The sequence below is a fragment of the Alkalihalophilus lindianensis genome, from assembly GCF_032843265.1.
In the GTDB taxonomy this organism is placed as follows: Bacteria; Bacillota; Bacilli; order Bacillales; family Bacillaceae_D; genus Alkalihalophilus; species Alkalihalophilus lindianensis.
In genome coordinates this window covers 152,562-170,589 of sequence record NZ_JAWJBA010000004.1, presented here as the reverse complement: position 1 = coordinate 170,589, position 18,028 = coordinate 152,562, and the positions used below count along the sequence as shown (strand labels likewise).

At 39.1% G+C, this 18,028-nt stretch carries 19 protein-coding genes and 1 other annotated feature; all 19 genes read right to left on the bottom strand.

Annotated features, from left to right (window positions below):
* Window positions 1-12: 12 nt before the first annotated feature.
* The 19 genes from RYX56_RS13435 to spoIIGA all read right to left on the bottom strand — a co-directional run bounded on the left by RYX56_RS13435 (window position 13) and on the right by spoIIGA (window position 17,945).
* Entirely contained in the window at window positions 13-1,092 is a 1,080-nt protein-coding gene (locus RYX56_RS13435; RefSeq protein ID WP_317122552.1) for a carbamoyl phosphate synthase small subunit, read from the bottom strand.
* Window positions 1,089-2,369, bottom strand: coding sequence for a dihydroorotase (gene pyrC / locus RYX56_RS13430; protein ID WP_317122551.1), 1,281 nt, complete (start codon window positions 2,367-2,369; stop codon window positions 1,089-1,091). Before pyrC ends, RYX56_RS13435 begins: the two co-directional genes overlap by 4 nt.
* A 15-nt stretch (window positions 2,370-2,384) precedes the next feature.
* Window positions 2,385-3,296, bottom strand: coding sequence for an aspartate carbamoyltransferase catalytic subunit (locus RYX56_RS13425; RefSeq protein ID WP_317122550.1), 912 nt, complete (start codon window positions 3,294-3,296; stop codon window positions 2,385-2,387).
* Between the two features lie 166 nt (window positions 3,297-3,462).
* A complete protein-coding gene (locus tag RYX56_RS13420; RefSeq protein ID WP_317122839.1) occupies window positions 3,463-4,785 on the bottom strand; it encodes a solute carrier family 23 protein in 1,323 nt (440 codons plus the stop codon).
* 163 nt (window positions 4,786-4,948) lie between these two features.
* Window positions 4,949-5,533 (bottom strand): bifunctional pyr operon transcriptional regulator/uracil phosphoribosyltransferase PyrR, encoded by a 585-nt coding sequence (pyrR, locus tag RYX56_RS13415; protein WP_317122838.1) that lies wholly within the window; start codon window positions 5,531-5,533, stop codon window positions 4,949-4,951.
* A 185-nt stretch (window positions 5,534-5,718) separates the two neighbouring features.
* Window positions 5,719-6,633 carry an RluA family pseudouridine synthase gene (locus RYX56_RS13410; RefSeq protein WP_317122549.1) on the bottom strand — a complete coding sequence of 305 codons (915 nt, stop codon included), beginning with the start codon at window positions 6,631-6,633 and terminating at the stop codon, window positions 5,719-5,721.
* Window positions 6,633-7,097 (bottom strand): signal peptidase II, encoded by a 465-nt coding sequence (gene lspA, locus RYX56_RS13405; RefSeq protein ID WP_317122548.1) that lies wholly within the window; start codon window positions 7,095-7,097, stop codon window positions 6,633-6,635. The genes RYX56_RS13410 and lspA overlap by 1 nt, the downstream gene beginning before the upstream one ends.
* Window positions 7,098-7,170: 73 nt before the next feature.
* Window positions 7,171-7,821 carry a TraR/DksA C4-type zinc finger protein gene (locus tag RYX56_RS13400; protein WP_317122547.1) on the bottom strand — a complete coding sequence of 217 codons (651 nt, stop codon included), beginning with the start codon at window positions 7,819-7,821 and terminating at the stop codon, window positions 7,171-7,173.
* A 150-nt stretch (window positions 7,822-7,971) separates the two neighbouring features.
* A complete protein-coding gene (ileS, locus tag RYX56_RS13395; RefSeq protein WP_317122837.1) occupies window positions 7,972-10,737 on the bottom strand; it encodes an isoleucine--tRNA ligase in 2,766 nt (921 codons plus the stop codon).
* Between the two features lie 85 nt (window positions 10,738-10,822).
* Window positions 10,823-11,052, bottom strand: a binding site (T-box leader).
* 60 nt (window positions 11,053-11,112) lie between these two features.
* Entirely contained in the window at window positions 11,113-11,607 is a 495-nt protein-coding gene (locus tag RYX56_RS13390; protein ID WP_317122546.1) for a DivIVA domain-containing protein, read from the bottom strand.
* A gap of 158 nt (window positions 11,608-11,765) precedes the next feature.
* The gene (locus RYX56_RS13385) at window positions 11,766-12,539 is read right to left on the bottom strand and encodes a YlmH family RNA-binding protein (RefSeq protein ID WP_317122545.1); all 774 of its coding nucleotides are present in this window, start codon (window positions 12,537-12,539) and stop codon (window positions 11,766-11,768) included.
* 11 nt (window positions 12,540-12,550) lie between these two features.
* Complete coding sequence (locus tag RYX56_RS13380; protein ID WP_317122544.1) at window positions 12,551-12,805, bottom strand: YggT family protein; 255 nt, start codon at window positions 12,803-12,805, stop codon at window positions 12,551-12,553.
* A gap of 27 nt (window positions 12,806-12,832) precedes the next feature.
* The gene (locus tag RYX56_RS13375) at window positions 12,833-13,279 is read right to left on the bottom strand and encodes a cell division protein SepF (RefSeq protein WP_317122543.1); all 447 of its coding nucleotides are present in this window, start codon (window positions 13,277-13,279) and stop codon (window positions 12,833-12,835) included.
* 18 nt (window positions 13,280-13,297) lie between these two features.
* Entirely contained in the window at window positions 13,298-13,981 is a 684-nt protein-coding gene (locus RYX56_RS13370) for a YggS family pyridoxal phosphate-dependent enzyme (RefSeq protein ID WP_317122542.1), read from the bottom strand.
* 36 nt (window positions 13,982-14,017) lie between these two features.
* Entirely contained in the window at window positions 14,018-14,836 is an 819-nt protein-coding gene (gene pgeF / locus RYX56_RS13365; RefSeq protein WP_317122541.1) for a peptidoglycan editing factor PgeF, read from the bottom strand.
* A 90-nt stretch (window positions 14,837-14,926) separates the two neighbouring features.
* On the bottom strand, window positions 14,927-15,220 hold the full coding sequence (locus RYX56_RS13360; RefSeq protein WP_317122836.1) for a YlmC/YmxH family sporulation protein: 294 nt from the start codon (window positions 15,218-15,220) through the stop codon (window positions 14,927-14,929).
* A gap of 127 nt (window positions 15,221-15,347) precedes the next feature.
* Complete coding sequence (sigG, locus tag RYX56_RS13355) at window positions 15,348-16,166, bottom strand: RNA polymerase sporulation sigma factor SigG (RefSeq protein ID WP_317122540.1); 819 nt, start codon at window positions 16,164-16,166, stop codon at window positions 15,348-15,350.
* Between the two features lie 109 nt (window positions 16,167-16,275).
* Complete coding sequence (gene sigE, locus RYX56_RS13350) at window positions 16,276-16,989, bottom strand: RNA polymerase sporulation sigma factor SigE (RefSeq protein ID WP_317122539.1); 714 nt, start codon at window positions 16,987-16,989, stop codon at window positions 16,276-16,278.
* A gap of 26 nt (window positions 16,990-17,015) precedes the next feature.
* Entirely contained in the window at window positions 17,016-17,945 is a 930-nt protein-coding gene (gene spoIIGA / locus RYX56_RS13345; protein WP_317122538.1) for a sigma-E processing peptidase SpoIIGA, read from the bottom strand.
* Window positions 17,946-18,028 lie beyond the last annotated feature (83 nt).

The following is an 18,028-nucleotide window of genomic DNA, read 5'->3' as shown; positions in this document are numbered from 1 at the left end:
TCGTTTACGTTGTTATACAGGTTGTTTTTCTGTTGCGACCATCTGCAAAAATGCATCAAATAAGTAACTGGCATCTTGTGGTCCTGGTGATGCCTCTGGATGATATTGCACGCTAAATGCAGGATAGTCTAAATGCTTTAACCCCTCCACTGTTCCGTCGTTGACTGCCTCATGTGTCATCACAAGTCTAGTGTTTGGTAAGCTATCTTTATCTACTGTAAATCCGTGGTTTTGAGCTGTAATATCAATCTTACCTGTCGCAATTTCTCTAACCGGATGGTTGGACCCACGGTGACCAAAACGCAACTTACTCGTCGTAGCTCCTGATGCTAAGGCTAATAATTGATGCCCTAAACAAATTCCGAAAATTGGCACCTTACCAAGTAAATCTTGTATCATCTGAATGGCTTGGGGAACATCTTCTGGATTTCCAGGGCCATTACTTAACAGAATTCCATCTGGTCTAAGTCTGAGGATTTCTTCTGCACTTGTATCATATGGAACAACGACAACATCACATTGTCTCTCAATTAAAGATTGCAAAATACCATGTTTCATCCCGAAATCGACTAGGACAATTCGTTCACCTTTTCCAGGTGCATGGTAAGCATCTCTCACTGAAACAGTTTCAACTTGATCATGTTGCCATCCACTATTTTTCAGCTCAGCTGCCATTTCAATCGGGTCTACTTCCATCGAACAAATGCGACCTCTTAATGTACCATGCTCACGTATGAGTCTTGTTAACTTTCTCGTATCAATGCCATGCAGTCCCGGTATTCCTCTTGCTTCTAAGAATGTATGAAGTGATTCTTCATTTTTCCAATGACTCGGTTCAAGTTCGATTTCTTTGACAATTAGTCCATGAATGGCGGGTGTAATCGATTCAAAGTCGTCTCGATTCATTCCGTAATTTCCGATTAAAGGATACGTAAGGGTAACAATTTGACCACAATAAGATGGATCGGATAAAATTTCTTGATAGCCCGTCATTCCTGTGTTAAATACGACTTCCCCTTTAAGTTCGGTGTCTGCCCCAAAGCCTTTTCCTACAAATACAGTTCCATCTTCTAAGATTAACTGTCTTTTCATTGTCCAACACGCTCCTTTTCCCACACAAGTTTTCCACCTACAAATGTCATGACCGGCCATCCAGTTGTTTCCCAACCTTTAAATGGTGTATTTTTACCTTTTGATGCAAAGGCTGTAGGATCAATCGATTCAACTAGATTTAAATCAATCACACATAAATCGGCTTCGTTTCCTTCTTTTAATTCACCTGTTTTAAGGTTGAATGTAGTTGCTGGCTTTACTGTTAACCAATCAATAAGTTGCTTAAGCGTGATGATGTTTTTTTGCACGAGATGGGTGTGCAGCAATGTAAAGGCAGTCTCTAGGCCGACAATCCCAAAAGGAGCAAGCTCGATCCCTTGTGCTTTTTCTTCAGCTGTATGTGGTGCATGATCGGTTGCAATAAAATCAATCGTACCATCAAGTAACCCTTCGATTAAAGCTTCTTGATCTTCTTTACTACGGAGAGGAGGATTCATTTTAAAGTTTGCATCGAGCCCTTCTATATCCTCTTCACATAAGAGCAAGTGATGTGGGGTAACTTCTGCTGTAACCCTAATGCCTGCACGCTTTGCATCACGAACGACACGTACGGATTCCTTCGTGCTTATATGGCAGACATGATAATGAACACCAGCTGCCTCAGCGAGCAATACGTCTCTGGCGATATGTACAGATTCACATACTGAAGGAATTCCATTCAATCCTTTTTCTTTTGAAAAGCGCCCTTCATGTACCGATCCATTTTGAATCAATGTATTTTCTTCACAATGGGCAACAATCGCCATGTCTAATGCTGCTGCTTTTCTCATCGCTTCTAGCATCATCGCAGCCGACTGAATTCCTACTCCATCATCAGTGAAAGCAAATGCTCCTGCTGCTTTTAATTCTTCAAAATTAGTTAATTCACGTCCGAGTAATCGAGTAGTAATTGCTGCATAAGGAAGAACGTTCACATGAGCTGTTTCTTCGATTCTTTCTTGCATCCAATTAAGCTGTTCCTTCGTATCAGGTGTCGGTCGTGTATTTGGCATAGCCGCTATTGTTGTAAATCCACCTCTTGCTGCAGCTTTTGTTCCTGTTTCAATCGTTTCTTTTTTCTCTCCACCCGGCTCACGTAGATGAACATGCACATCCACAAATCCTGGTGTAATTAATTTATCTGTCACATCTATTTCAATGTTGCTAGGGTTTTCAGATCGTTCATTGATCTGCTTTCCATTTTCAAATGAAATGTCCTTTTTTACTAACTCACCTTTATCTGATAGGATGTAGCCATTTTTTAATGTTGTAATCATGAATGATTCCCCCAATTATAGATTTTGTAGTGCGCGCTTTAAGATTGCCATGCGGATAAAGACTCCGTTTTCCATTTGTTTAAAAATCCGTGATCGTCTGCATTCAACTAATTCACTCGCGATTTCTACCCCTCGGTTCACGGGTGCAGGATGCATGATGATGGAATGCCTCTGCATGTTAGCTTCTCTTGCAATCGTCAAACCATGTTGCAAGTGATACAACTCGCCGGATGACATCGGACCACCCTCATGTCGTTCATTTTGTATTCTAAGTAGCATGATGACATCAGCACGCTCGACTGCGGTGTCCATTGAAACGTAAGGATACATATCAGAAAACCCTTCCATCCATTCCATCGGCCCAGAGATCAGCACCTTCGCACCTAAGCGAGTTAAGATTTCGGCATTTGATCGTGCTACTCGACTATGTCTGAGGTCGCCACAAATGACGACTCGAACACCTTTAAACGTTCCAAACTCTTGTTTGATTGTTAACAAATCAAGTAGAGATTGGCTCGGATGCTGGCCACATCCATCACCTGCATTGATGATAGGAATGGTTAATCGATCTTCTAATTCCTCATAATATTTACTTTTCGGATGACGGATCACTAGTGCTTTGGCACCGATTGATTCAAGTGTTTTTGCTGTATCATACAAGGTCTCACCTTTTTGGACACTAGATGTTTCACCATCAAAAGCAAGCACCTCTAACCCAAGTTTTCGTTCAGCTACTTCAAAACTCATCTTTGTACGAGTACTCGGTTCAAAAAACAAGTTAGCTACAAATGTTTGGTCAGCTGGCCTCCAGCTCGTTCCTTTTGAGAAAGCTTCTGCTTCATGCAAGATCCAATCAATTTCATTAAGTGATAGTTCCGACATTGTATGAAGCCCTTTACTTACCAATTTTTCGATACTCATCTGCATCCCCCTACGCCTCCTTGGTATAATAAGCCTTTTTTCAGAGAGAAAAACCCTGAGATGAGACATCTCAGGGTATAGGGAATTAGAGGAGACACCATACCATACTTGATATCTCTCCATTACACTATTCCTTTGAAGTCTCTCTGTACTTCTTTAAAGGGTCTATTTATTAAGCTACTTGTTCTTCTTTCTCTTCATCAGAGAATAAGTTCTTTTTGCTATAGCTTTCTTCTTTATTTGGGAGGACTTGGTGAAGAACAATCCCAATGATTGTTGCTAATGCCATTCCCGCAAGCTGAATGTCTTCTGATACTTGAATGAATGCTCCACCAATCCCGATCACTAAGATGACGGAAGATATGATTAAGTTTCGCTTACTGCCAAGGTTAATATTGTTATCGATTAACATTCTAAGACCAGATGATGCAATAACCCCGAACAAGAGGATTGATACACCACCCATGACTGCTGTTGGAATCGTGGAGATTAGTGCAGAAATTTTTCCGATGAAAGCAAATCCAATTGCTAGTGTTGCTGCACCACCGATAACGAATACACTAAATACTCGCGTGATTGCTAGCACCCCAATATTTTCACCGTAAGTTGTATTTGGCGGTCCTCCAATGAATGAAGCGATCATTGTTGCAACCCCATCCCCTAATATCGAACGGTGTAAACCTGGTTTTTTAATAAAATTCTTTCCGACCACTTTACTTAGTACCATTTGATCACCGATATGCTCAGCAATCGTTACTACTGCTATTGGCATCATGATTGCTGCTATTGCCCAAGACCATTGCGGTGTGTAGTTAATAAAGGGTACAAGAAGTTCAGGTGCCGCAATCCAAGCTGCTTCTCTTACTGGTGTGAAATCGACTAGACCTTGTGTGAAGGCGAACAAATAACCGCCGATGATTCCAAACATAATCGGGACAAGTCCGAAAAACCCTTTTAAAAACATCGATACGATAATGGTAATTCCTAATGTGACTAATGCTACAGTGAAATGCGTTGTACTATATACTTGCTCTTCCATCCCTGGAATGTACATCGCCATATCGATCGCAACTCCAGCAAGACCAAGACCGATGACGATAATAACAGGTCCTACAACGATTGGCGGAAGTAATTTCATAATCCAATTTACACCACTTGTTTTAATTAAAAGGGCAACTGCTCCATAGACAAGTCCGGCTAAGAAGCTACCAAGCATCGCTCCTTCAGGCCCTCCAAGAGAGGTTGCTGCTAGAATAGGAGCAATGAAGGCAAAGGATGAACCGAGATAAGCGGGCACTTGGCCTTTTGTAATGAGTAAATATGCAAGCGTCCCTAACCCACTTGAAAGGAGCGCAACTGATGGAGATAACCCCACCAAGAATGGTACAAGGATCGTCGCTCCGAACATTGCACATAAATGCTGTAAACTTAGTACGAACCATTTATCAAATCGTGGGATTTCTTTAATGCCAACTTCTGCTGTTTGTTTATTCATCATAATTCCTCCTTAGTTCTCTAAACAAAAAACCTCTTTGCGTATGACAAAGAGGTTTCACCTAACTGGTCTGATAAAAAGATCAGACTACTAGTAAGGAGCGACCCTCTTGTCAGCCTCGCAGGACTGGGTTAAAGAGGTATACATATGAGGTTTTTTGGATTCAATCTGTTCTTTCATTTGTTTCAATTCTTTGTTCAATCGTGACTTCATCAGTTGCATCCACTTCACTGAGCTTCGCAACGATTTTTTCACTTTTTGAGGTTGGAACATTTTTACCAACATAATCCGGTCGTATCGGCAATTCACGATGGCCTCGATCAATTAATACAGCTAATTGTATCTGTTCAGGTCGCCCTAGATCAATTAATGCATCTAGTGCCGCTCTTACCGTTCTGCCTGTATAAAGAACATCGTCCACCAAGATAACTTTACGATTCGTAATATCAATGGGAATATCGGTTCCTTGTAAGATTGGTTCGTCAGTGGAAGATTTGTGAGATAAATCATCTCGGTAAAGCGTAATGTCTACTTCGCCTACCTCCACCTTGACGCCTTCAATTTGCTCAATTCTCTCAGCAAGTCTTTCGGCTAAGTAGATGCCTCGTGTTTTGATTCCAACTAATACACAACGATCGACACCTTTATTTCGTTCAATAATTTCATGTGCAATTCGTGTAGTTGCACGGCGTACAGCTTGTTCGTCCAATATCACTCGACTCATCATTTCACCTTCTTGCTGTTCAATTATTACCCGTGTAAATATAGAAAACCTCTAACCAATTCGGCTAGAGGTAAACGTATAATGCACGCTTTAGCATAAGTGGATACACTGATCCTAAAGCACTTCCGTTTCCTTCTAAGCCTCACGGGACTTAAGTTAAAGGACTATTTGATTGACTTTATTATCGCAGACCATACGAGCTATGTCAATTACTTCTTTCGTAAGTAATGAAGTAATTCTTCCATATCTTCTGGTAATGGTGCTTCAAACTCAAGTTCCTCACCTGTTTTAGGATGAGTGAACCCTAACATTGCTGCATGCAATGCTTGACCTTCAATATCTAATGTTTTCTTTTTCGGACCATACTTTGGATCTCCAGCTAGAGGATAACCGATGTATTTCATATGTACACGAATTTGATGTGTACGACCAGTCTCTAATTCACATTGCACATACGTAAAATCTTTAAAGCATTCAAGGACTGTGAAATGAGTCACTGCATCGCGACTATTCTCTTCTGTAACCGTCATACTTTGACGATCTTTTTTATCGCGACCAATCGGAGCCTCAATTGTCCCATGTTGATGAGGAATAATGCCGTGCACAATGGCTTTATAGCGACGTTTTGTGGTTTTTGCTTTTAATTGATTGACCAATGATTCATGTGCATGATCATTTTTTGCGACCATAATAAGGCCTGAAGTATCTTTATCAATTCGATGAACAATACCAGGTCTAACAACACCATTAATTCCAGATAAGTCTTTACAATGATGTAAAAGAGCATTTACAAGGGTGCCTGTATAATGACCTGGAGCTGGGTGAACCACCATACCGCGAGGCTTGTTGATCACGATCACATCAGCATCTTCAAATACAACATCTAGTGGAATATCCTCTGCCACTACATCTAGTTCTTCTGGTTCAGGAATCGTTAAAGTAATCACATCATTCACTTGCACTTTATAGTTTGATTTACTTGATTTATCGTTTACGAGTACTTGGCCATCTTTAATCCATTGTTGAACTTGAGATCTTGACCACTCATCGTCTTGACTTGTTAAAAATTTATCAATACGATCATTTTTCACTTCTTCACTAACTGTCCACTGCATTTGTTCCATTAAGCTGTCTCCTTCTGTTTTCGCTCATCTTGAATCATTTTAATAAATAGTAACCCTACACCTACACAAAGTGCAGCATCTGCTACATTAAAAATCGCGAAATTATAACCGAAAATAAATGTATCTACAAAGTCAACAACTTCCCCGCGAAATATACGGTCGATAAAGTTACCGATGGCCCCACCTAAAATCAACGCCAAAGAGCTGCCAAAAAGCCAATCATGCTTAGCTTCTTTCTCCATGTAGTAAATAATACCAATAATGACTACCGTCGTAATAATATAAAAGAACCACATCTGTCCTTGGAGAATACCAAACGCTGCTCCTTGGTTACGATGAGACGTGATATAAAATACATTCTCAATCACTGGAATGCGTTCTCCAATTTCCATTGAAGTATCAACGATCCATTTTGTTAGTTGGTCAATTAAAATCACTATGAGGGCAATGATATAGTAAAACAATCTCGTTCCTCCGCTCTTGTTCACTTGTTTCCATACTTATGCATTGTAGCACAAAAAAAGGGGGATGTCCCCCCTACAATTCGTCCATATAGTGATCATAATGCACGTTACGCTGAAACTGGACCTGATCAGTACCTGTATAACCTTCTATTCCCGTTGATAAAAAACCTTCTAACTCTTCAACATACCCGATGAGCTCCTCCCCCTCATCTAAGGAGGCATCCTCATATACCATCGAGTTCTCGTTAAAACGTGCAACCGATTGGTATGCATCTTCTGCGTCAAATTCCGTTTCACTATCGTCATTATCATAATTGTAGCGGCCAAATGAATCAAGAACCTCTTCTTCAACCGGTCGATCATCGGCAATATGGCTTCTAGCTTCGGCAACAATCATTCTTGCCGTAGGGTTAGCGCTTAAACGCTCAGTAGGGATGGTTTGGCCTGTCTTTTCACAAATGCCATATGTTCCACTGTTTATTTTATTTAATGCCAGATTGACATCTGCCAATTCCTTTTCAATATGAGCATAAATGGCTGTATCTTTTTCCCGTTCGTATAAATCAGTCGCTGTATCAGCAGGGTGGTTATCATAATTCGATAATTCTCCTGTAGAAGCTGACAAGGCATGCTTGGTTTCTTCATGGGCATCCGAGTTTATTCTAGCTTCTAATTTTGCTTTCATGTCCTCTAATTGTCTCTTTTGTTTGCTCCATTTATTCATCAGTTTTCTCCCCCTTTTTGAGCTACAAAGTTCCATTTGAGCTCCTTATTAGCTTAACCAAGTAAGCACCAAAGAACGAATACAGCTTATGGGAAATTTGATAAACAAAAAAGAAAATCACCACTAGTTAAAGTGGTGATCTCCTCAAAATTAAGACTGGTAATATGTTTCAACCGTATCTGCACAAGATGTACAAAGTCCTGGATGAGTATGATTTGAACCAACCGTTGTTGAAACAACCCAACAACGTTCACATGTTTCACCTTCAGCTTTTTCTACAATAATCCGAAGATCATCAAAGTTCATTGCTTCCTCAGGCGCTTCACTTACTTCACCTTTCACTGATACAGCTGAAACGATAAATAACTTCTCAAGATTAGGTGTCGTCTCTAAAAGTTGTTTAACATCTCCCGTTGCATACAATGTAATAGCTGCGGTTAATGATTTACCAATTTTTTTGTCATTACGTGCTTGTTCTAATGCCTTTAAGACATCATCACGAACAGACATAAAATGTTGCCATTTCGCTTTTAAATTCTCAACATCACCAAATGATTCAACTTCTGGCATATCTGTTAATTGAACGCTTGTTTCTTTCACTGCAGGAATCTGCTCCCATACTTCGTCGGCCGTATGAGAAAGAATTGGTGACACAAGCTTTGTTAGAGCGAGTACACATTCATACATAACGGTTTGAATCGCACGGCGATCTGCATGGTCTGCATGTTCGATATACAATGTATCTTTAGCAAGATCCATATAGAATGAACTTAATTCAATTGTGCAGAAGTTATGAATCGTATGATACACATTTGAGAACTGATAGTTATCATAAGCTTCTTTCACTTTCTCAATCACTTCATTTAATTTTACAAGCATAAATAAATGAACATCGCCAAGATCTTCTTTATTTACACGATTAACAGCTGGATCAAAATCATGCAAGTTTCCTAATAAGAAACGGAATGTGTTCCGAATTTTACGGTATGATTCAGAAACTTGTTTTAAAATCTTATCAGACACACGTACATCTGATTGGTAATCAACTGACGCAACCCAAAGTCGAAGAATATCTGCACCTAATTGCTTCATTACATCGTTTGGCACGACTACATTCCCTACAGATTTACTCATCTTACGGCCTTGACCATCTAAAGCAAAACCGTGACTTAACACCCCTTTATAAGGAGCTTTACCTGTTACAGCGACACTTGTTGATAACGAAGAGTTGAACCAACCACGATATTGATCCGATCCTTCAAGATACAGATCAGCTGGACGTGCTAAATCAGATCGTTCTTCTAATACTGCCTGGTGCGAGGAACCTGAGTCAAACCACACATCCATAATATCCATCTCACGAGTGAATTCTCCATTAGGGCTATGTTCAGATGTAAATCCTTCAGGCAATAAGTCTTTTGTATCCCACTCGAACCAAATGTTTGAACCATGTTCACGGAACAATGCAGATACATAATTAATTGTTTCATCTGTAATAATTGGATCTCCATTTTCCTCATAAAATACAGGAATCGGCACACCCCATGCACGTTGTCTAGAAATACACCAATCGCCACGATCACGAACCATATTGTACAGACGTGTTTCTCCCCAAGTAGGAATCCACTCTACATCTTTGATTGCTTGTAATAATTCATTTCTGAAATTAGCAATAGAAGCAAACCACTGAGCAGTCGCACGATAAATAACTGGTTTTTTCGTTCTCCAATCATGCGCATAAGAATGTGTAATGAAAGTTAATTTCATCAAAGCTCCGACTTCATCCAGTTTTTCTGTGATCGGTTTATTCGCTTGATCATAAAACATTCCTTCAAATCCAGGCGCTTCCTCAGTCATGTTTCCTTTATCATCAACTGGGCAAAGAACATCTAGACCATACTTCTGTCCTACAATATAATCTTCTTCCCCATGTCCTGGAGCAGTATGGACACATCCTGTACCTGCATCTAATGTAACATGATCGCCGCACATGACGAGCGAGTCACGTCCATAAATAGGGTGCTCTGCAACCACATGTTCAAGTTGTGCTCCTTTAACGGTTTTTAGAACCTCAACTTGCTCCCACTCAAATTCAGCTTGAAGGGTTTCAAGCAGGCCAGCAGCAACCACGTACTTATGACCATTTGCTGCAACTACATTGTAATCAAGCTCAGGATGCACAGCAATCCCAAGGTTTGCTGGAATTGTCCATGGAGTTGTTGTCCAAATAATGATCTTCTCATCGCCTGCAAGAACATTTTTACCATCTTTCACACCAAAAGCTACATAAATAGAAGGTGAACGTTTATCATGGTATTCAATTTCAGCTTCCGCTAAAGCTGATTCAGAAGAAGGCGACCAGTAAACTGGCTTCTTCCCTTTGTAAATATAGCCTTTTTTCGCCATATCACCAAACACTTTAATTTGTTGTGCTTCATATTCTTTATCTAATGTTACATAAGGATTCCACCAATCACCACGAACACCAAGACGCATGAATTGTTCACGCTGGCGGCTAACTTGCTCACGTGCATATTTCTCACATAACTCGCGGAATGCTGCTACACTCATCTCTTTACGCTTGATTTTCCCATTCTTTGTAAGAGCAGTTTCAATCGGCAAACCATGTGTATCCCAGCCAGGAACATAAGGGGCATGAAAACCATTCATCGATTTATAGCGGACAATAAAGTCTTTAAGAACCTTATTTAGTGCATGCCCCATATGGATATCGCCATTAGCGTATGGCGGCCCATCATGTAATACAAATAGAGGACGGCCTTCTGTTCGTTTTTGAACCTCTGCATAAATATCTTGATCGCTCCATTTTTCTTGACGCTTCGGTTCATTGTTTGGTAAATTTCCGCGCATTGGAAATTCTGTTTTTGGCATCAATAATGTTTCTTTATAATCCATCATTCTTCCTCCTTCATTCTTTCTTACCAGAATGTCATCATTTAAGTAAGTGTATAGCATAAACAAAAAAATCCCCTCATCCCTAAGTAGGGACGAGAAGATTAACCCGTGGTACCACCCTAATGAAAAGAAAATCAGTGATTCTCTTTCCACTTCAGCACTCGTAACGTGAGTGAGTCGTTGCAGCCTACTAGATAGTCGTTCGGTGCAAAACTAAAGGGTGATGTTCAGCAGTGGACTCGTGTTCAGGCTCACACCATCCCTGAATCGCTTAACTAAGAACCAGTACCTACTATCCCTTATCATGGTCATATGCTATATAAGTAATCCTTATTATATGCTAGTTCTAACAGAACGTGCAAGGTAGTCTTTCATTTATGATTGGTTTTGTTCCAATTCATCCTCTTCACGTTCGACAAACTCATCCCAATCATCTGTATTTAACATTTCTAATTGGGCTTCAATTAGCATTTTGAAACGCATTTTATAGACAGAAGCTTGCTTTTTAAGTTCTTCCATTTCAATCATAATCTTACGTGATTTAGAAAGGGCATCATTTATAATGCGATCTGCATTTTTTTCTGCTTCCTTGACGATAAGCTGTGCTTCTTTTTGAGCGTTTCTTCTCACTTCTTCAGCCGTTTCCTGCGCAATAAGAATTGATTTGTTTAACGTTTCTTCAATGTTTTTAAAATGCTCCAATTTCTCATCTAGATCTGTAACACGTTCAAATAGTTCCTTTTTTTCACGCAAAATTGCTTCATAATCTTTTATGACTTGATCAAGGAATTCATTAACCTCATCCTCGTCATAGCCACGAAAGCCACGTGTAAATTCTTTGTTGTGAATATCTAATGGTGTTAAAGGCACAACTGCCACCCCCGATTTTAAACTTAGCTAATTTCGATCGATGTGATCATTGTCTCTCAGCTAGATCATTTCTCTTTTATTTCGACAAATAAAGAGGAAAACCTTTTAATTCCTTTAGGGAAATATTAGTAAATATCGTTCATTCTGAACTTTTCCCTTTACATTAACCGGCCATAACGCAGCCTGATTTTGTCTTTTTTTGTTCGACCTTCAAGCGAAACTATTTTACTTCGTCCGTGTCCACGGACTGATATGTAATCTCCGTCATTTACCAGGAAAGACACTTGATCGGTTACCCGCCAATTTACTTTCACTAGGCCTCTTTCAATGTATGGCTTCACTTTAGCACGAGATAGATGATATATTTCTGAGATAATGACATCAAGGCGAAGTGATGAGACTGTAGCAGTCTCATCTGTCCAATGATCAAGAGACTTCTTTAGATTACTAAAAGAGATAGGCTTTAATTGAACACTCGCCTTCCCTATCTTCATTACATTCAGTTCAACAAAGTCAGCAATTTCACTAGCTACTACTATTTGTACAAAATCATCCCCAACAACAATATCACCGAACTTTTCCCTTTTTAACCCTACATTCATTAGAGAACCTAATACATCAGAATGAGTAAGCGTAATGAATTTTGCCGGGTATTCAATTGAAAATAAGGTAAGTTCAAATTTAGAAGGTGCGATTTCTAAGTATGGCGGGCATAAGTAGGCACGCTTTCTTTCTGATGTAGGAGAACCACCAAAGAACTGATAGGCTACATCCTCATCATGTCCAATCACTATTTTTAAAATATCTTGCTCTCTTGGATCAAGAAAATCTGTTCGGCGTTCTTGATGCATCAAACCGACTTCTTCTTTCCATGACAACACTTGTTCAACAAAAGGTTTCTCTTCATCCCTAAAATGTTGAAAGATCGACATGTAAAAACTCCTTAACTAAAGATAGCAAGTACGCCTGTACTCGCTAAACGCAGTACAATTATTGCTACAATTGGCGACAAATCAATCATCCCAAGTGGTGGAATGAATTTTCTAAAAGGTTCTAAATATGGCTCTACAATGCTACCTAAAAATTGTCCAAACGAGGATTCACGTGCATTCGGGAACCACGATAAGAGAATGTAACCAATAATTAAAAATGAGTATATATACATTGCGTTATATAGCAATGCACCTATTGTTTGCACGAATCTTTCACCACCTTTACTTATACCTTAACGATCAAACTGTTCTTGCATCATTTCTGTAATCGTTCCTGAAACATCTACGTTATCTGGTGTACACAAAAAGATATTTTGACCAAGTTTTTGAATGTCTCCTCCAATAGCATACACTGTTCCACTCAAAAAATCGACTACTCGCTTTGCTTGATCATGAGAAACTCGCTGCAAATTAATGATGACCGCTTTACGGTTTTTTAAATGATCAGCAATCTCTTGAGCTTCATCATATGTACGAGGCTCAACTAAGATTACTTTTGCACCTTTTTGAACACTTTGCAAACTTACAACATTGGCTTGATTTGCTTGTTTGTCATTCCCTTTTTTTGATCGATGTGTTGGTTCGATTTCCTCATCCACACCCTCATGAACAACCTCTTCATATTCTTGCACGTCATCTTCTAATTCAAAAAAACGTTTAAACTTTTTTTTCATCCCCATCAACCGCCCCTCCTTTTTTTACTTCTCATTGCCCACTAATGCTGTACCAATTCGAACGAACGTAGCGCCTTCTTCAATCGCAATATGATAATCATTAGACATGCCCATCGACAACTCGGTACAAGGTGCATGTTTATATCCTTTTTCAGCAATACTCAACTGAAGTTGCTTTAACTTTTTAAATATCGGTCTCGTTTGTTCATTGTCTTCTACAAATGGAGCCATTGTCATTAACCCGATTACGTTTATAGAGGGATAGTTCGATAACTCTTCGATAAATGGCAATACCTCTTGTGGATGAAGTCCAGATTTTGATTCTTCTCCAGATACATTAACTTGAACAAAGCAATCTAATGTTTGTTTACCTTCTAATCGCTTGTCCACTTCTTTTGCAAGGGATAGACGATCAAGTGAATGTAAATACGTGATATGATCGATCACTTTCTTCACTTTTTTAGACTGTAGTGACCCTATAAAGTGCCAGGAAACGACATCACCAAGAGATTCTCGTTTTTCTTCTATTCCTTCTACTCGATTTTCACCGAGGTGATTAACGCCAGCATCAATTGCCTCTTGTGCTCGCTCTGTACTCACATATTTGGTTACAGCTACTATATGAACGGATTGAGAGTCTCGTCCTACACGCTCACATATGGAGGCAATTTCTGCTTGTATTTGATCAAAATTATCTTTAACTGTCACACTTATCCACCTTACCTTCTTCAGCTGTAAATCGAACTACATCAATCCGATAAAACTCATCATCCGCCCGGTTTTACCACCATCTGCACGGTACGAATACATTCTAGGATCATTGGCTGTGCAAATTGAAGAAATGAGTAGTTGTTCTCGTTTTAAACCTGCTGAAATGAGTAACTCCGCATTTAACAATCGTAAGTCGAGTTGATAGCGACCACGCTCATTTTCTGTGTAGATCTTCTTTTCTACAGCTTCTGGAAAAACCTTTAAGACGGACTCAATTGGAAGGTCATCAACTTCGTATGCATTTCCACTAATACAAGGAGCAATGGCAACTTGTATGTCCTCCAATGGAACTCCTTCACGGTCTTGCCATAAAGAAATCATTTTCGGGCCAATTAATTGTACTGTTCCCTTCCACCCGGCATGGGCTACACCAATAATTCCTTGGTTCTTTGCATAAAAGATGAGAGGCACACAATCAGCATACAAGCTCGTAAGTAAAATTCCACTTTCTTTTGTATAGAGGCCATCTGTAGCACTTATCGCATCTTGTAAGGAACGAGATCCTAACCCTTGATGCTCTTTTGTCACCTTTTTAATGGTTGCTTTGTGTACTTGTTCTGAGCCCACCCATTGATTTAATGGGAAAGAAAGAGCTTCCGCTATAAGCTCACGATTTTTTTGGACATCTTCATCAAGGTCATTTACATGAAAACCCACATTAAGTGAATCAAAAGGCGGCTGACTTACTCCGCCCTCTCTTGTTGTAAATCCGGCAACAAGGCTAGAGTTTTCTTTTTGCCAACAATCAATTGCTAAAAAAGTAGATTTTTGTTGGATAAATGGTTCTCCCATTATGGTCCTCCTCTATACTTGTTGCTAACAACATAGTTTGATTCTAGTTTACCATAATTCACCGCTTACAAGAAACGACTTTATTCTTTTTCATCGCCTTCTCGTTGTCGTTTGTTGACTATAATTTGGCATAGGTGGTCTAAGACTCTCCGGCACCTCCACCAAAATAACATCTGAACCAATTCGAATAATGTTTTTCCACGGAATAATTACTTCTTGTTCTTCTTTTCCAAATAAACCCATCATCTTCCCCGTTCCATTAATTACCATGGATTCTATTGCTCCTGTTGTTAAATTAATATCTAAGTCTGTTAAGTGACCTAACCTCTTGCCATTCTCCATGTTCACAATATCTTTAGCTTGCAAGTCTGATATTTTCATCATCATTTTTCACCTCTTTATCTCGTTTGCGTGCTATTACCCATTATATGTCTTGACTTCATTTATTTATGAACACGTATTTACAATAAAAAAAGATCCCAACGCAATTATGCGTCGGAACCTTTTTTCTCTAGCTTTGAGCATGTTTATTCATTTGCTGGATAGCAGCCTTTTCTAACCGAGAAACTTGTGCTTGTGAGATGCCAATTTCATCAGCTACTTCCATTTGTGTTTTCCCTTGGAAGAACCTCATATTTAATATCATTTTCTCTCGATCATTTAATCTGATCATTGCTTCTTTTAAAGCGATTTCTTCAACCCAGTTGACATCTTTATTACGCTCATCACTAATCTGATCCATAACAAAGATCGGATCTCCCCCATCATTATAAATAGGTTCAAACAGAGACACTGGATCTTGAATAGCATCAAGAGCAAAAACAACATCTTCCTTTGGCACATCTAATACTTTTGCAATTTCTTGTACAGTTGGTTCATTTTCTCTCTTCTTTTCAGCCATTAATTGATCTCGGACTTGCAAAGCTTTATAAGCAATATCTCGCAAGGACCTTGAAACTCTAATTGGGTTATTATCCCTCAAGTAACGTCTTATTTCTCCGATGATCATGGGTACAGCGTAAGTTGAAAATTTAACATTCTGACCTAAATCAAAGTTATCAATTGATTTCATTAAACCAATACATCCAACTTGAAATAAGTCATCGACGTATTCCCCGCGATTGTTGAAACGTTGAATGACGCTTAATACTAAACGCAAATTCCCATTTACTAACACTTCTCTTGCACTGTCATCACCACTTTGTAACTGAGTAAAAAGTTCGCGCATTTCGGTGTTTTTTAATACTGGAAGCTTTGATGTATCTACACCACAGATTTCAACTTTATTTCGTGTCAATTCTTTCCCTCCTAACGCGGGAGATGATGTCAAGTAAAGTATCTCCTTTGAAGGGAAAAATATGCACAAGCTAAAATCAGTCTTTTTTGACTATATTGTTCAGTCCTTGATACGTAACGAACGCTCCTTTAAAAATATTTTTTTAAACCATTTTATTAAATTCTTTTTGCAATCGTTTAATTATTCTCTTTTCTAATCTAGAAATATAGGATTGGGAGATCCCTAGCATATCAGCAACATCTTTTTGCGTTTTTTCTTCCTCACCTGCAAGTCCAAAACGCAACTCCATGATTTGCTTCTCTCGTTCATTCAATGTGTGAAGAGCTTTCACTAGTAATTTCCGATCGACTTTTTCTTCAATTCCTCTTGTAATAATATCTTCCTCTGTGCCTAATACATCGGAGAGCAATAATTCATTCCCATCCCAATCAATATTTAAAGGTTCATCAAACGAAACTTCTGAACGCGTTTTATTATTACGTCGCAAATACATGAGAATCTCATTTTCAATACAGCGAGAAGCATATGTGGCAAGCTTTATTTTCTTTTCAGGGTTAAACGTATTGACTGCTTTAATTAACCCGATTGTCCCGATACTAATTAAATCTTCTATATTGATGCCTGTATTTTCAAACTTCCTTGCTATATAAACGACTAGGCGTAAGTTTCTCTCGATTAACATCGAACGTACAGCCTTATCCCCAGATGGGAGCTTCTTAAGCAAGACGGCTTCCTCTTCTTTAGATAAAGGAGGAGGTAGAGCTTCACTTCCCCCAATATAATAAATTTCATCAGCCTTCATTCCAAGCTTGTGCATAATGCGATACCATATAAGTCTTAGTTTTAATTTCAACATTTACAATCTCCTCCTTTTAGATGTGGTTAGTTAGCAATGGGGGTACCTGGCGGACGTAATACTAGTATAGGGTGTATGATACTCCGATAAGAATCGTCAGGAGATAAGGCACGATCTTGAAGGCCTATTAAAACATGCTTTGTTTCATACACTTGTCCATCATGTTCCACCATCACGGACTCTGGCTTGATCGCTGTCAGAAAAGGTGTAGATTGTCCAATTACTTTGTAAGGAATGATTTTTGTGCGCTTAAGCCATTCATCTTGAATATCACTTTCGTTATCCCCGTAAACGTCTAAAGTGAGGATCTTAGAGATGGTCTCTTCTCCAAAAAACTCATATAAAGTAGAAGCTTCAATAATCATGACTGGGGCACGCGAAATCGGGTCATGAAGTTTATTACCACTATCAATAAGTCCACTCACTTTGATGATTTGACCATTTAAATAGATCGTGACTGTTGCTAGCTGATGATAATCAATTTTTTTGATTTCCATTGTCTCAATGCGATGTTTAGAAAAGAACCAAACAAGCGGGAAACCAATGACAACGAAAACCCAACTGATCCCACTTCCAAAACCAGCTGCAGCAGGAGAAGAAACAGCTTCGAGAAAATCAACTTCTGTTTTCCAGAAATAGTGGAGGGCAAACAGTCCACCACCAGTCATAAACGTCACAAAATAAAACATAAGCAGACTTTGAAAAAAATAACTCCATCTTTTAAAACCGAATGCGATTAATACAATAAAAATAGAATAGATTGCTTTCATCCAAGGTTGATAGAACCATCCACCGAGGGGAGTAAACATTAAAAAGACAATCATTGAAGCAAATAGAGCGCTAAGAATAAAGCGTAACTGAGTAAACCTTCTTTTTAAGGCAATAGCCGTCAGTGTGATTAACAAATAATCTATACACAGATTCAAAAACCATATTACGTCCAGATAAAGAGTCATCGCATCCCTTCTTACCAAGGTTTTGAAATAAGTATATAGTAAAGTCTATTAATTAGTCTGTCAGTTCATGACGAGAAAACCTA